The sequence below is a fragment of the Streptomyces sp. NPDC001678 genome, from assembly GCF_042892945.1.
In the GTDB taxonomy this organism is placed as follows: Bacteria; Actinomycetota; Actinomycetes; order Streptomycetales; family Streptomycetaceae; genus Streptomyces.
This window is the reverse complement of sequence record NZ_JBIAUP010000003.1, coordinates 483,031-496,011: the sequence shown is the minus strand read 5'-3', so window position 1 is coordinate 496,011 and position 12,981 is coordinate 483,031. Positions and strand designations below refer to the sequence as shown.

Here is a 12,981-nt window from a genome sequence, read left to right as displayed (position 1 = left end):
GGGCCTTCGGCGTTCTCGCCTCGTTCTCACAGCGTTCCGCTCAGGGCTGCTCCCCCGCCGTGGGAGGAAAACGCAGCCGGAAGCGGGCGCCACCGCCGTCGGGGCGTTCGGCGGTGAGCTCGGCGCCGTGGGCGCGGGCGATCTGGCGGGCCATGGCGAGCCCGAGGCCGGAGCCGGGCAGGGCGCGGGCCTGCCGGGAGCGGTAGAAGCGGTCGAAGACATGGGGCAGGTCCTCGGCGGAGATCCCGGGCCCGTGGTCGCGGACGGTGAGGTCGACGGCGCCGTCGGCGGCGCGGACCAGCCGTGTCTCGACCACCGCTCCCGCCGGGCTGAACTTGGCGGCGTTGTCGAGCAGGTTGGACAGCAGCCGGGCCAGCCGGGCCGGTACGCCCCAGGCCGTGGCCTCGGCGAGGTCCGTCGTGAAGACCGCGCCCGGCCAGTGGCCGCGCGCGACGGCCGCGCAGCGTTCGGCGAGGAGGTCGAGGCGGACCTGTTCGACGAGCGGGCGCGGCTCCTCGTCGCGGGCGAGCTCGATGAGGTCGTTGACCATGCCGGTCACCTCGCGCATCTGCCGGCCCAGGGCCTCGGCCGCCCGCTCCCGCTGTGCGGGCGAGAGCCGCTCGGCACGGGCGAGGAGCTCGGCGTTGGTGCGCAGCGCGGTGAGCGGGGTGCGCAGTTCGTGGGAGGCGTCGGCCACGAGGCGGCGCTGGGCGGCGACGGCCTCCTCCAGTTCGCCGAGCATGGTGTTGAAGCTGGCCGCGAGGCGGGTGATCTCGTCCTCGCGACCCGCTTCGTGCGGGGGCAGTTCGATGCGGTGGGCGGGGTCGCGGGTCGTGGCGATGCGTTCGGCGGTGGCCGTGAGCCGGGTCACGGGCCGCAGCGAGGTCCGTGAGACCACATAGCCGAGCGCCGCGGCGAGCAGCACCCCGACGCCGCCGACCGCGCCGAGGTACCGGCCGGCCTGGCTCGCGCCCTGGTCGACGACGTCGGAGCGGGTGGCCACTTGCAGGGCGCGGCCCTCGCGACCCTGCAGGGGTGTGGTCAGCATCCGCATGGGCCGGCCGTCGTGGACGATGTCGCTGTAGTACGCGCCGAGGGTGCCGGCGGCGACGCGGCGAGTGGCCCCGGTGACGGGCAGCGCGAGGCCCTGCTGGCCGGGGGCTGCGGGGTCGGCGCGGACGACCTGGGCGCAGGCGGGGGCGGCGCGCCAGGCGCACTGGTCGTACAGGACGCCGCTGTCGGCGCCGCCGCGGGTCTGCTGGGAGATCAGTCCGGCCTGCTGCTTGAGCTGGATGTCGAGCTGGCGGACGAGTTCGTAGCGGATGACGACGTAGGCCGCGCCCAGGACGCCGAGCGCGACGAGCGCGACGGCGGCGGAGGTGACGAGGGCGAGGCGGGCGCGCAGGGGGCGGCGACGGAGGGTGATCATTGTTCTGCCAGCCGGTAGCCGACGCCGTGCACGGTGTGGACGAGGCGGGAGGCGCCGCCGGCCTCCAGTTTGCGGCGCAGGTAGCCGATGTAGACGGCGAGGGAGTTGGACTCCGGCCCGAAGTCGGCGCCCCACACCCGTTCCTGGATCACCTCGCGCGGCAGCACCTGCCCGGGGTGCCGCAGGAAGACTTCCAGCAGCGCGAATTCGGTGCGGGTGAACTCCAGGGCGATCCCGGCGCGTTCACCGGTGCGGGTGAAGGGGTCGACGGTGAGGTCGGCGAAGGCCAGCTCCGGCGGGGCGTCGGCGGTGCCGGACGCCGGGGTGGCCCGGCGCAGCAGGGCCCGGAGGCGGGCCAGGAGCTCGTCGAGGGCGAACGGTTTGACGAGGTAGTCGTCGGCCCCGGCGTCCAGGCCGGCGACGCGGTCGGAGACGGCGTCGCGGGCGGTCAGGACGAGGACGGGGGTGCGGTCGCCGAGCTCGCGGAGGCGGCGGCAGACGGCGAGGCCGTCGAGGACGGGCATGGCGAGGTCGAGCACGATGGCCCCCGGCGGGGCGGCGGCGACGGCGGAGAGCGCCTCCAGGCCGTCGGCGACCGCCCTTACCTCGTAGCCCTCCACGGTCAGGCCGTCGGCGACGGCGGCCCGGACGTCGGGGTCGTCGTCGACGACGAGGACGGACGTCGGCTCGGACACGGCGTGCCTCCGGCGGGGTACGTACGGGATCTTGTGCTCCCCCACGATGGCATGCGCTGTCTGAGAGGGCTCTTAGGGGCGGGGCGGGTTCGGCACCGCCGGGCTCCCCGGTGGGGGCTGATCGCCGTCGCGGCGGGGAGAAGGCCCCGGTCCCGCCCCTTCCCGTAACCGGGGGCAAGCCCCCGGCCCCCCGGCGTGGGCGAGGGGCTACCGCCCCCGCCCGGGGAAACCCGGTCCGGGGCGAAGCCCCCCCGGGCGGGGCCGGGCGCACCCCGGGGAACGGTGGAAGGGCGGGGTTGGGGGGTCTTCCCCCGCCGCGACGGCGCTCGGCCACGACGTACCGGCCCGGCGGTGCCGAATCAGCCGCCCCGCCCGCGACGGCGCGCAACACCGCTCAGGCGACCGCCGCCGTCACACCCACTTCGTGCCGGTCAGCCGCTCGTACGCCTCCATGTACTTCTCGCGCGTCCGGTCCACCACGTTCTCCGGCAGGGGGGGCGGCGGGAGTTCGTCCGTGCGGTCCCAGTCGGAGGCCGGGGAGGACAGCCAGTCGCGGACGTACTGCTTGTCGAAGGAGGGCTGGGCGCGGCCCGGGGACCAGGTCTCGGCGGGCCAGAAGCGGGAGGAGTCCGGGGTGAGGACCTCGTCGGCGAGGACGAGCTCGCGGTGCTCGTCGAAGCCGAACTCGAACTTCGTGTCGGCCAGGACGATGCCCCGGTCACGGGCGATGTCGCGCGCGCGGCCGTAGACGGCGAGCGTCGTCTGGCGCAGGACGGCCGCCGTCTCGGCGCCGACCTGGCGGGCGACCTCCTCGTAGGAGACGTTCTCGTCGTGCTCGCCGACCTCCGCCTTGGTGGCGGGGGTGAAGATCGGGGAGGGCAGCTCGGAGCCGTCGCCCAGGCCCTCGGGGAGGGCGAGGCCGCAGACGGTGCGGGTCTCACGGTACTCGGCGAGGCCGGAGCCGGTGAGGTAGCCGCGGGCCACGCACTCGACGGGGACCATGTCCAGGGAGCGGCAGATCAGGGTGCGGCCGGCCCAGTCGGCGGGGGCGCCGTCCGGGAGGTCCGTGGAGAGGACGTGGTGGGGCACCAGGTCGGCCAGGCGGTCGAACCACCACAGGGAGAGCTTGGTGAGGATGCGGCCCTTGTCGGGGATCTCGGTGGGCAGCACCCAGTCGTAGGCGGACATGCGGTCGCTGGCGACCATCACCAGCCGGCCCGCCCCGTCACGGTAGAGGTCGCGGACCTTGCCCGTGTGGAGGTGCGTCAGCCCCGGCACCTCGACGGGTTTGGGCTTCTCGACGAATCCGGACACACGGCCTCCTGGTGGTTTGTCCAAACACCTTGATTCTGCCGTACGGCACCGGCGGACGACCGGGAGGGGTCAGGCTCGTTTGCAGATGCGGTCCAGGAGATTGGCCGTGGCCCGTTGGACGCGGGCGTCCGTGTGGCCGGGGCGGTCGAGGGCGGGCGACCAGGCGAAGGTGCCGGAGGCGAAGACGAGGGCGCCGCTGGGGGCCCGGTAGAGCGAGGTCTCCTGGTGGCGCTTGACGCCCTCGCCGTCCAGGTAGGGCGAGTGGGTGAGGAGGATGCGACGGGTGTGCTCGGGCAGGGCCGTACGGGGGAAGTAGCGGTCGGCCTCGCCGGCGACGAGGCCGGGCAGCTCGTCGCCCTCGCCGGCGCCGGTGGCCTCCCAGAGCCAGTGGCCGGCGTTGCGCACGACCATCGGGGCGGGCTCGGGGACGCGGCCCGCGTACTGGATGCCGAGCAGTTGCTGCTCGGGGGGTGACATGTCGCGCCAGAGGGCGGAGCGGCCGGGGCCGCGGCGTTTGCGGCAGGTGAGCAGCTGGTGGGGGCCGGCGGGCGAGGGGGCGAGCTCGACCTGCCAGTACATGGTGTTGGCGGAGAGGAAGACCAGGGACGTGCCGCAGTCGCGGGCGTTCTCGACGGTGCGGCGCATCTCGGCCGACCAGTACTCGTCGTGGCCGGGGAAGACGACGCCCCGGTAGCGTGCCGGATCGATTCGTCCCGTGTGGAGATCGCGGGTCTCGGCGTAGGCGAGGTCGTAGCCGTAGCGCTCGGCCCAGCGGATGAAGTCGTAGGCGTGGCCCACGTGCAGGGGCAGGCCGGCGCCCGCGAAGGGGCGGTCGAAGGAGACCGTGGTGGCGGCGGCGCCCTCGCCGAGGAGCCGGCCTTCCTCGTCCCAGGCGTGGTAGAGGCTGGCGCCGGTGCGGCCGTCCTCCGGGTAGAGGTTGTAGGCCTGCCAGGTGACGTCGGGGAGGACCAGCAGCAGATCCGAGGGGTTGCCGTCGCGAACGGTGAAGGGGATGTGGCTGCGGTAGCCGTCGGCGGTGGTGAGCACGGCGACGTACGCGCCGGTGCTCCAGAAGGACGGGATCTGCAGCCGCCAGGAGAGCCACCAGTGGTGGCAGGAGACCGTGCGGTCGACGGTGAGCGGCGGGGGCTGGACGATGCCCGACAGCCGGGGGCTGGTGGTGATCTTGGCGGCGCCGACGCCTCCGTAGTGGCCGATGCGGTAGACGTCGACGGCGAACTGCTGCGGCGGATCCACGGTGATCCGGAAGTCGACGGCCTCGCCGGGGGCGACGGCGCTGGCGGTGGCGAAGCCCTTGATCTGGCAGCGGACGTCGTCGGCCGCCCGGGGGCCGGGCCTGCGGGGCGGCGGCACCCGCGAGCCGGCCGTGGTGGTCACCGGGTCGACGTACCAGGGGATGATCTTCCCGGTGCCGTCGAAATAGAACTCGCCGCCGCGCAGCCAGGGCAGCGGGCCCTGCCCGAAAGGGTCCGAGACGGCGTGCGCGAGTGCCCCGGACTCCCAGCGACGGATCTGGTCCATCCCCATGTGCGCTCCCTCCCCTGGGCCTCCGGATACCTTTTCGGATTCCCAGCAGATTCCCAGCAGATCACATGACGCAACCGGACCGTCACCGTTCGTCGGGAAATTCCCCGGAAGTGATGGCTCGGCCTCTACGCTGCGTAACGTCCTCACGGAGGGTCACCCGGGTACGGCCCGGGCCCTCCTCACATCAGCCTGACGGGCTTCTCCATCCGGACCCCGACCTCGCCGAGCCAGGCCCGCAGCGGCTCGGCGTCGCCGTCCTCGATCAGGGTCAGGACCGTACGGGGCAGACCGGCCCGGCGGGTGCCGCCGACGAGCAGGGCGGGGCCGTCCAGCCAGTCCAGGCCGGGGGCGGCCCCGGCGGTGTCCACGGCGGCGCAGCACACCATGGCGGTCACGTGGTCGGCGAGGAGCTCGCGGCCGCTGCGCGGCGGCTGGAGGGGGAACAGCGGGGCGAGGCCGCCGGCCCAGGAGCCGGCCACCGTGCCGAAGGCGCCGCGCCGGGCGGCGGCCTCCTCGCGGGCGGCGTCCCGCGCCACCTCGGCGCTCAGCCGCAGCTCCAGCTCCTCGCCGATGCCGCTGCCGCCCGGGCCGCCGAGCCGCTCCAGGACGCGGGCGACCGTGGGCGCGCCGGGCGGCACGTCCGGGCCGGGCGGGACGGCCGGCGCGGCCTCGCCGGGGGCGGCGCCGCGGGCGGCGATGTCCTCCAGGACGCGGTGCAGCCGGGCGGCCTCCAGGCGCCAGGTGCGGTCGACGACCTCCTCCGGGTACTGGCCCCAGGCGACGGGCGTCCAGCCGGGGCCGGGCTCGGCCGGGCCGCCGTGGAAGAGCCGGGCGGCCAGCAGGGAGGCGGCCTCGTCGATCAGCCCGGGCTCCTCCAGGAGGTCGCAGGCGGGGCGCTCGCCCAGCCGGGAGGCGAAGCCCTCGGCCAGCCGGTCGCGGCGGGAGAGCTCGGTGAGCGCGGAGACCACGCCCGCGTCCAGCCGGGAGGGCCAGCGGCCCATCCGCCAGGCGGGCAGGGCCACCCTGTTGAGCAGCCGGTCCCAGCCGGCGTAGGCGAGGCCGACCTGCTCCTGGGCGACGATGCGCAGGCCGTAGTCGACCGCCTGGGCGCGCTCGGAGGCGGCCGCGGCCACCCCGCGCTCCATCTCGGCCGCGTGCTCGCGGCAGGACCGCAGCAGCAGCCGGGCCACCCAGCCGACGAAGGCGAGGGAAGGCCTGCCCGACGCGACGGCGACGGCGGCGTCCAGCCCCCGGACGAACCGGCGGGCGGCGGCTATGTCGGGATGGGCGGCGGGTCCCGTGCCCGCGACGACCGGCGCCAGCAGAGCGCGCAGCTCGGCGACCCGCATCCACCACAGGAACGGCGAGCCGATCACCAGGACCGGCGCGGCCACCGTCCGCGCCCTCATCAGCGCGAACCCGCGCGGGGGGCTGTGCGCCGGGTGCGTTCGGTCCTCCAGCCAGCTGTCGCAGTCGGGCGTGAGGGCTATCGCGGAGGGCGCCGGGACGTCCAGCCGGTCGGCGAGGTCGCGCACCAGCCGGTAGAGATCCGGGGCCGTCTCCTCGGGGATCGGGACCGTGGGGCTCAGGGCCGGACGGGCCCGGGCCACCACGACGGCCACCATCGCGGCCAGCGCCAGGGCCAGCACGGCGACGGCGGTGACGGCCGGACGGACGGCCGCCGGCACGGAGCCGTCGGGAATGTGCCCCGTCGCGGAGCCGACCGCCAGCACCACGGCGGCCGCCGCCGGCAACAAGGCCACGGCCAGCGCCGTGCCGCGCACCCGCAGCACTGCGAGGGCTCTGGCGCGCGCGGTCGGCGCGCCTGCTTCGGGACCTGCCACGAGACCGATCACCCCCAGTTGCCGGTAGTGCTCTGCCGAGGTGCGTTGCTTACCTCCCCCACTGTGGCACCGGCCTCTGACATCGCAATGCCGGTGGGCCGGTCGGGCCGCCGAGTCAGCCACGCGGCAGCCGGCCTGCGCCGCACCCTAGTTGGGGGTGGGGCGTGCGTCAGCCGCTTGGGCAAGCGCTCACCCGATGGAATGGCTTTGGGCGGGGGCGGCACGGGCGGGCGGACCGTTTCCGCCCGTTTTCTCCGCCCGCTCTCCGTGGTCGTTCCTCTGCCGCTCCGCCGCCGGTCGTCAGACCGGCGACAGGACGCGACAGGACGGTGTCAGGACGTCGCGGCCTTCTCCGCGATGTCCGTGCGGTGGTGGGAGCCGTCCAGCCGGATGCGGGATACGGCCTCGTAGGCGCGGGTCCGCGCGGTGGCCAGGTCCTCGCCCGTGGCCGTGACGGACAGCACCCGGCCGCCCGCGCTCACGACGCGCCCGTCCTCGTCCAGGCGGGTACCCGCGTGGAGGACATGCGCCTTGTCGACCTCGGCGGCCTCCGCCAGTCCCTCGATCGGGTCACCCGTGCGCGGGGTGCCGGGGTAGTTGTGCGAGGCGATGACGACGGTCACGGCCGCGTCGTCGCTCCAGTTCAGCGGCGGCTCGGCGGCCAGGTTGCCGGTGGCCGCGTTCAGCAGGACGCTGGCCAGCGGGGTCTTCAGCCGGGCCAGGACGACCTGGGTCTCCGGGTCGCCGAAGCGCGCGTTGAACTCGATGACCCGCACCCCGCGCGAGGTGATCGCCAGCCCCGCGTAGAGCAGCCCGGAGAACGGCGTGCCCCGGCGGCGCAGCTCGTCCACGGTGGGCTGCAGGACGCTCTCCATGACCTCGTCGACCAGCTTGGGAGCGGCCCACGGCAGCGGGGAGTAAGCGCCCATGCCGCCGGTGTTCGGGCCCTCGTCGCCGTCCAGGGCCCGCTTGAAGTCCTGGGCGGGCGTCAGGGGCAGCACGGTCTCGCCGTCGGTGATCGCGAAGAGGGAGACCTCGGGGCCGTCCAGGTACTCCTCGATGACCACGCGGCCGCAGGCCAGCGCGTGCTCACGGGCGGCGGCCAGGTCAGAGGTGACGACGACGCCCTTGCCGGCCGCCAGCCCGTCGTCCTTGACCACGTACGGGGGACCGAAGGCGTCCAGCGCCTCGTCGATCTCCTCGGGGGTGCCGCAGACGTAGGCACGGGCGGTGGGCACGTTCGCCGAGGCCATGACGTCCTTGGCGAAGGCCTTGGAGCCCTCCAGCCGGGCGGCCTCGGCCGAGGGGCCGAAGACCGGGAAACCGCGCTCGCGCAGGGTGTCCGCGACCCCCGCGACCAGCGGCGCCTCCGGGCCGATGACCACGAGGTCGGCGCGCAGCGACGCGGCGAGCTCCGCGACGGCCGCGCCGTCCAGCGCGTCCACGGGGTGCGTCTCGGCGACCTCGGCGATCCCGGCGTTGCCGGGGGCGCAGTGCAGCGCGGTGACGTCGGGGTCGAGGGACAGGGAGCGGCACAGGGCGTGTTCGCGGGCGCCGCCGCCGATGACGAGGACCTTCACACCCTCACCCTATTGCCTCGATTGTGGATCACTACGACTCGGGGTGCCGACCGCACTCGCAGGAACCTCTCGCAGGAACCTCTCGTCAGAACGTTTCGCCGCCCGTTCGGCGTCCACGCCTCGCCCGGCGTGCACTCTTTCGGGTGAGAGTCCCTCGCCTCCTATACCTGATGTCGGCGCACTTACGGACGGAAAAGGCTGGATCCTGCGCCCAACGCCAACCGTTCGGCGGTAGGAAGGAGGCTGCGATCACGGCACACGACGGCACACGGCGGAGAGGGAGTGCAGGGTGAGCCAGCCTGAGATGCAGCCCGAGGGGCTCCCGCGGGAGCAGGGGAACCCCCCAGCAGGGCAGCACCGGGGCGACCTGCGCGGCCGGACGTTCCCGCTCGGGGACTGGGGAGAGCCCGCCGAGCGACTGGACGAGCTCTACAGATGGGTCGAGGGGGGCGCGCTGAACCTCGCCGACTGGTACCTCACCGACCGGGCGTGGAAACGCCGCTGGGCGCGCGGGCTGCGCCTGGCGGCGGCGTGCTGCGCGGTCGTGGGCGCGGCCCTGCCGCTGCTGGAGCTCACCAAGGTGCTGCGCACCGGCTCCGCGTGGGCGTTCCTGGCGCTGCTGGGCGCGGTGGCCTGTGTGGCCTGCGACCGGTACTTCGGGCTGACGTCCGGGTGGATGCGGGGCGTGGCCACGGCGCAGGCGGTGCAGCGGCGGCTGGAGGTGCTCCAGTTCGACTGGGCGTCGGAGTGCGTGCGCGAGGTGCTCGGGCCGACGGAGGGCACGGCGAGCGAGGCGGCCGAGCGCTGTCTGACCGTGCTGCGGCGGTTCTCCGAGGACGTCTCGGAGCTCGTCCGGGCCGAGACGGCGGACTGGATGGTGGAGTTCCGGGCGGGGCCGGCGCCGTTGCTGACGCAGTCGTTGGTGGCGTGGGGTCCTCGCGGGGAGGGCTCCGGGCCCGTGGGGCGGTTCCCCCTGCCGCCGCATACGCGGCCCAATATGCCGCGGCAGCGGCCGCCCGAGTCGCCTCGGTAACGGGCGCCGCCCGGTGGGGGCGGGGTGGGGGTTGAGGCCCCGGTCCCGCCCTTTCACCGTTTCCTGGGGCTCTGCCCCAGACCCCGCTCCTCAAGCGCCGGAGAGGCTGTCCGTCTAACTGAAGACGATCATCGACCCCTGCCCCAGACTCCGCGTCGCCGCCGCGTGGAGGCCCAGCCAGACGTGGCGTTCCCGGGCGAACGGGCTGTCGTCGTGGGGGCCCGGGGCCGCGCGTTCCTCCAGGGTCGTGGGGTGGTCGGGCGCCGCCGGCGGGGCCGGCGGGTTGTCGGGGTCGATGCCCAGGACCGGTGCCACGGAGTGGAGTTCGCGCAGCAGGCCGTGGCTGGATCCCAGCGGCCCGCCGCCTTCGAGGAGTTCGTCGTTGGACAGCGGACGCGGGAAGTCCACCGGCACGTACGCCCCCGCGTGGTCGTAGTGCCAGACCAGATGCGACTGCTGCGCCGTGCTCTCGAACATCTCCAGCAACTGCTCGTAGTCGCCGCCGAGTTCATCCACCGGAGTGACGGCGAGGCCACAGAGGTTCAGCAGATGGGCGCGGCGCAGGAAGTGCAGGGCGTCGTAGTCGAAGCCCGCGACGGGTGCCACGTCCCCGGAGAGGCCCGGCATATAGCCGAAGACGGGCACCGGGGGCAGCCCCGCCTCGCCGAGTGCCTTGTCGTAGGCGGCGATCTCGTCGGCGAAGGGGTTGTCGGGGCTGTGGCAGAGCACGTCGACTAGGGGCACCAGCCACAGGTCACAGGCCACGTGAGCTCACTCTCGTCATCGCCTTCCCGTCCGATGGTCGGGTGGTCGGGCCAGAGTAGTGCCGCTCAGCCGGTTGTCATACCGGGCCGGCAGACGTAGACGCGCCGAATCCGCTTGGCTTCCGGCCGGCTTCACCCCCCGGGGTCGACGGTCAACGGTCCAGGCGTACGTCCCACACCCATGTGCCGCCGATCCAGCGGGGCTCCTCGCCCGTCAGCCGGGTGACGGCCGTCCGCAGCTCGCCGGCGTGTTTCCGCCGGTCGGGCAGGACGAGCGCGTCGGCGTGCCAGAAGGCGAGGTCCTGCCGGAACGCCCGGCGCTGCTGCTCGCCGATGCCGGGCACCCGGCCGGTCTCCTGGACCTTGTGCAGCAGGTCGGCGGTGGCCCGGAACTGGGGGCCGTAGATGCCGGTCCGGTCGGGCCCCCAGGGCCCCATGAAGTAGCCGCCGGGGAGCGGGAAGCCGAGGCCGGCGTCGATCTGCCAGCCGAGGGCGGCGGTGTCCTTGGGGTCGGGCACCGGTACGGGCACCAGCGTGTGCCCGTCGCGGACGTGCTCCCGCCAGGTGCCGTCGGCGAAGAACGCGGGCGCCGGGTCGCGCTCCACGGTGCGGTAGGGGGTCGGCAGCAGCGGCAGGAGGACGGCGGCGAGGGCGGCCCAGCCGATGACCCGGCGGGAGCTCTCTCGTTCGTTGCGCGCGTGCCGTTCGGCGAGCCGGTCGCAGGCGAGGGCGAGGAGGATGCCGACGGCCGGGACGCAGACCATCGCCATCCGGGCCTCGATGACCGATTCGAAGAGGGGCGCGTCCGCCATCAGCCGCCACGGTCCGGGCAGCGTCTTGTCCGTGCCCAGCAGCGGGATGTTCTGGCCGAGGGAGAGGACGGCGGCGGCCAGCGCGGTGAAGCCGAGGGCGCGGACGGCCGGCCGGGACCGGAGGTGGACGACGAGGGCGACGGTCAGGACGACCAGCGGCCAGCCGAGGAAGGCGTTCTCCTCGGTCCGGCCGAGGGAGAGCGCGGCGGCGTGCTGTTCGTCCCCGGCCAGGGAGCGGGTGGCGAACTCCAGGAACGCCATGGGGTTGTTGCCCACCTGTCCGTGGCGCACGCTGTGGTAGCTCTGCGGCCCGAAGAACTGCCAGACCAGGGGGCCGATCACCAGCGGTACGCAGACGAGGGCGGCGATGCCGAGGCCGCGCAGCAAGGGCCGGACGACGGCCGCCGCCACATGGGGGGAGGCGGCCGCGTAGCCGAGGGCGAAGAGGAGGAGGCCGGTGGCGGCCAGCAGCAGGGCCTCCTCGCCGATGAAGACCTGGTAGGCGAGGAAGAGGCCGAGGACGACGCCGTCGCGCGTGGTTCTCCTGCCCTCGCAGAGCCGCAGCAGCCGGTCGACGATCAGCGGCATCATGAACAGCACCACGAAGTTGGGGTGGGCGTTGCCGTGCGAGATCATCGGTGGTGCGAAGGCGCAGAAGCCGCCGCCGAGCGCGGCCGCCCAGCGGGAGCGGGTGAAGCGCCTGGCCAGCAGCCAGTACCAGGCGCAGGCCGTCGCCGTGAGCCCGCCCGTGAGGACGACGGCCCAGGTGATCTGGGGGCCGAAGGCCAAGGTGAGCGGTGCGAGGGGGATCGACAGTCCCAGCATGGCGGTGTTCGCCATGAGGTTGACGCCGAGCGGGAAGTTCTGGAGATCGCTGAAGAGCGGATTGCGCAGATGCGCGATGTTGTCGGCGGTGACCGCGAAGAACCATTCCCACTGCTGCTGGTCCTGGTCCGAGTCGATCAGATAGCGGCCGGCCGGGTCGCTCCACAGCCCGGCGTAGAGGAGGAGGCTCAGGAGGAGGAAGAGCGCGGGTATCGCGATCCGCGCCGGGCCGCCCGTCCGGCCGCGCGCGAGCCAGCGGACGCGCACGAGGTCGGCGAGGACACGCGGGTAGGCGAGGGGCCGGACCTTGGAGCCGGGCTGGTGGGCCCAGCGCACGGGAACCTCGGCGACCTCCCAGTCCTGCCGGTGGAAGTACCGCAGTATCTCGAAGTCGTAGGACCAGCCGTCCAGCCGGGAGCGGGAGAAGGCGGTGCGGACCTTGTCGCCGTCGAAGAGCTTGAAGCCGCACTGGGTGTCGCGGATGCCGGGGACGGCGGTGGCGCGGATCAGCCGGGCGCCGATCCGGCCCATGGCCTCGCGCAGCGCGTGCTGCCGGACGGCTATCCGGGAGCCGGGCAGGGCGCGGGAGCCCACGGCGGCGGTGGCGCCCTCGTCCATCCGGCGCTCCAGGAGCGCCAGTTCCTCGATGGGCGTGGCCAGGTCGGCGTCGGTTATCAGGACGCGGCGGCCGCGCGAGGCGAGGACGCCGGTGCGTACGGCGTGGCCCTTGCCCCGGTTGGCGGGCGTGCGCAGCAGACGGATGCGGGGGTCCTCGTCGGCGGCGGCCCGGGCGACGGCCGCCGTGGCGTCGGTCGAGCCGTCGTCGACGACGATCAGTTCCCACGCGACCGGGCCGGGGCCGTCGTCGAGATGGGCGCGGACCGCCTTGAGCGTGGGCGCGAGCCGGTCCTCCTCGTTGTACGCCGGGACGATCACCGACAGTCCGATGGCGCCCCCGTCCTCCTCGTCGGCCGCGGCGGGCGGGACCGGCGTCATCTTCATTGCGCATCACATTCCGTTGTGTCGACGACTGCGAGCGGATCCCGACTCTATGCGTAATGCATCGATCAGCTGTCGAACGGAATTGCCGGACCTATGGGATATACCCGCCCTACGCCTTGAACACGGACGATTCAG

9 protein-coding genes are annotated in these 12,981 nt (G+C 74.1%); 1 reads left to right on the top strand and 8 read right to left on the bottom strand.

Annotated features, from left to right (window positions below):
• Positions 1-40 precede the first annotated feature (40 nt).
• From ACFYZR_RS09035 to purD, 6 genes are all read right to left on the bottom strand, one after another.
• The gene (locus ACFYZR_RS09035) at positions 41-1,429 is read right to left on the bottom strand and encodes a sensor histidine kinase (protein WP_391907148.1); all 1,389 of its coding nucleotides are present in this window, start codon (positions 1,427-1,429) and stop codon (positions 41-43) included.
• Positions 1,426-2,124, bottom strand: a complete 699-nt coding sequence (locus ACFYZR_RS09030; protein WP_391907145.1) for a response regulator transcription factor — start codon at positions 2,122-2,124, stop codon at positions 1,426-1,428. Before ACFYZR_RS09030 ends, ACFYZR_RS09035 begins: the two co-directional genes overlap by 4 nt.
• Positions 2,125-2,535: 411 nt before the next feature.
• The gene (locus tag ACFYZR_RS09025) at positions 2,536-3,438 is read right to left on the bottom strand and encodes a phosphoribosylaminoimidazolesuccinocarboxamide synthase (RefSeq protein WP_391907142.1); all 903 of its coding nucleotides are present in this window, start codon (positions 3,436-3,438) and stop codon (positions 2,536-2,538) included.
• 69 nt (positions 3,439-3,507) lie between these two features.
• Positions 3,508-4,986: a N,N-dimethylformamidase beta subunit family domain-containing protein gene (locus ACFYZR_RS09020; RefSeq protein ID WP_391907140.1), complete on the bottom strand. Its 1,479-nt coding sequence runs from the start codon at positions 4,984-4,986 to the stop codon at positions 3,508-3,510.
• 179 nt (positions 4,987-5,165) lie between these two features.
• Entirely contained in the window at positions 5,166-6,842 is a 1,677-nt protein-coding gene (locus ACFYZR_RS09015) for a hypothetical protein (protein ID WP_391907137.1), read from the bottom strand.
• Between the two features lie 320 nt (positions 6,843-7,162).
• A complete protein-coding gene (gene purD / locus ACFYZR_RS09010) occupies positions 7,163-8,410 on the bottom strand; it encodes a phosphoribosylamine--glycine ligase (RefSeq protein ID WP_391907134.1) in 1,248 nt (415 codons plus the stop codon).
• A 304-nt stretch (positions 8,411-8,714) separates the two neighbouring features.
• Between purD and ACFYZR_RS09005 the strand changes: the two genes are divergently transcribed.
• On the top strand, positions 8,715-9,443 hold the full coding sequence (locus ACFYZR_RS09005; protein ID WP_391907340.1) for an SLATT domain-containing protein: 729 nt from the start codon (positions 8,715-8,717) through the stop codon (positions 9,441-9,443).
• Between the two features lie 114 nt (positions 9,444-9,557).
• Here the strand turns inward: ACFYZR_RS09005 and ACFYZR_RS09000 are convergent, their stop codons facing one another.
• Entirely contained in the window at positions 9,558-10,208 is a 651-nt protein-coding gene (locus ACFYZR_RS09000) for a hypothetical protein (protein ID WP_391907130.1), read from the bottom strand.
• 151 nt (positions 10,209-10,359) lie between these two features.
• A complete protein-coding gene (locus tag ACFYZR_RS08995; protein ID WP_391907127.1) occupies positions 10,360-12,846 on the bottom strand; it encodes a dolichyl-phosphate beta-glucosyltransferase in 2,487 nt (828 codons plus the stop codon).
• Positions 12,847-12,981: the final 135 nt, after the last annotated feature.

Coding starts and splice junctions, on each gene's coding strand:
- ACFYZR_RS09035 (WP_391907148.1), bottom strand. CDS start 1,429: ATGATCACCCTCCGTCGCCGCCCCCTGCGCGCCCGCCTCGCCCTCGTC.
- ACFYZR_RS09020 (WP_391907140.1), bottom strand. CDS start 4,986: ATGGGGATGGACCAGATCCGTCGCTGGGAGTCCGGGGCACTCGCGCAC.
- ACFYZR_RS09005 (WP_391907340.1), top strand. CDS start 8,715: ATGCAGCCCGAGGGGCTCCCGCGGGAGCAGGGGAACCCCCCAGCAGGG.
- ACFYZR_RS08995 (WP_391907127.1), bottom strand. CDS start 12,846: ATGAAGATGACGCCGGTCCCGCCCGCCGCGGCCGACGAGGAGGACGGG.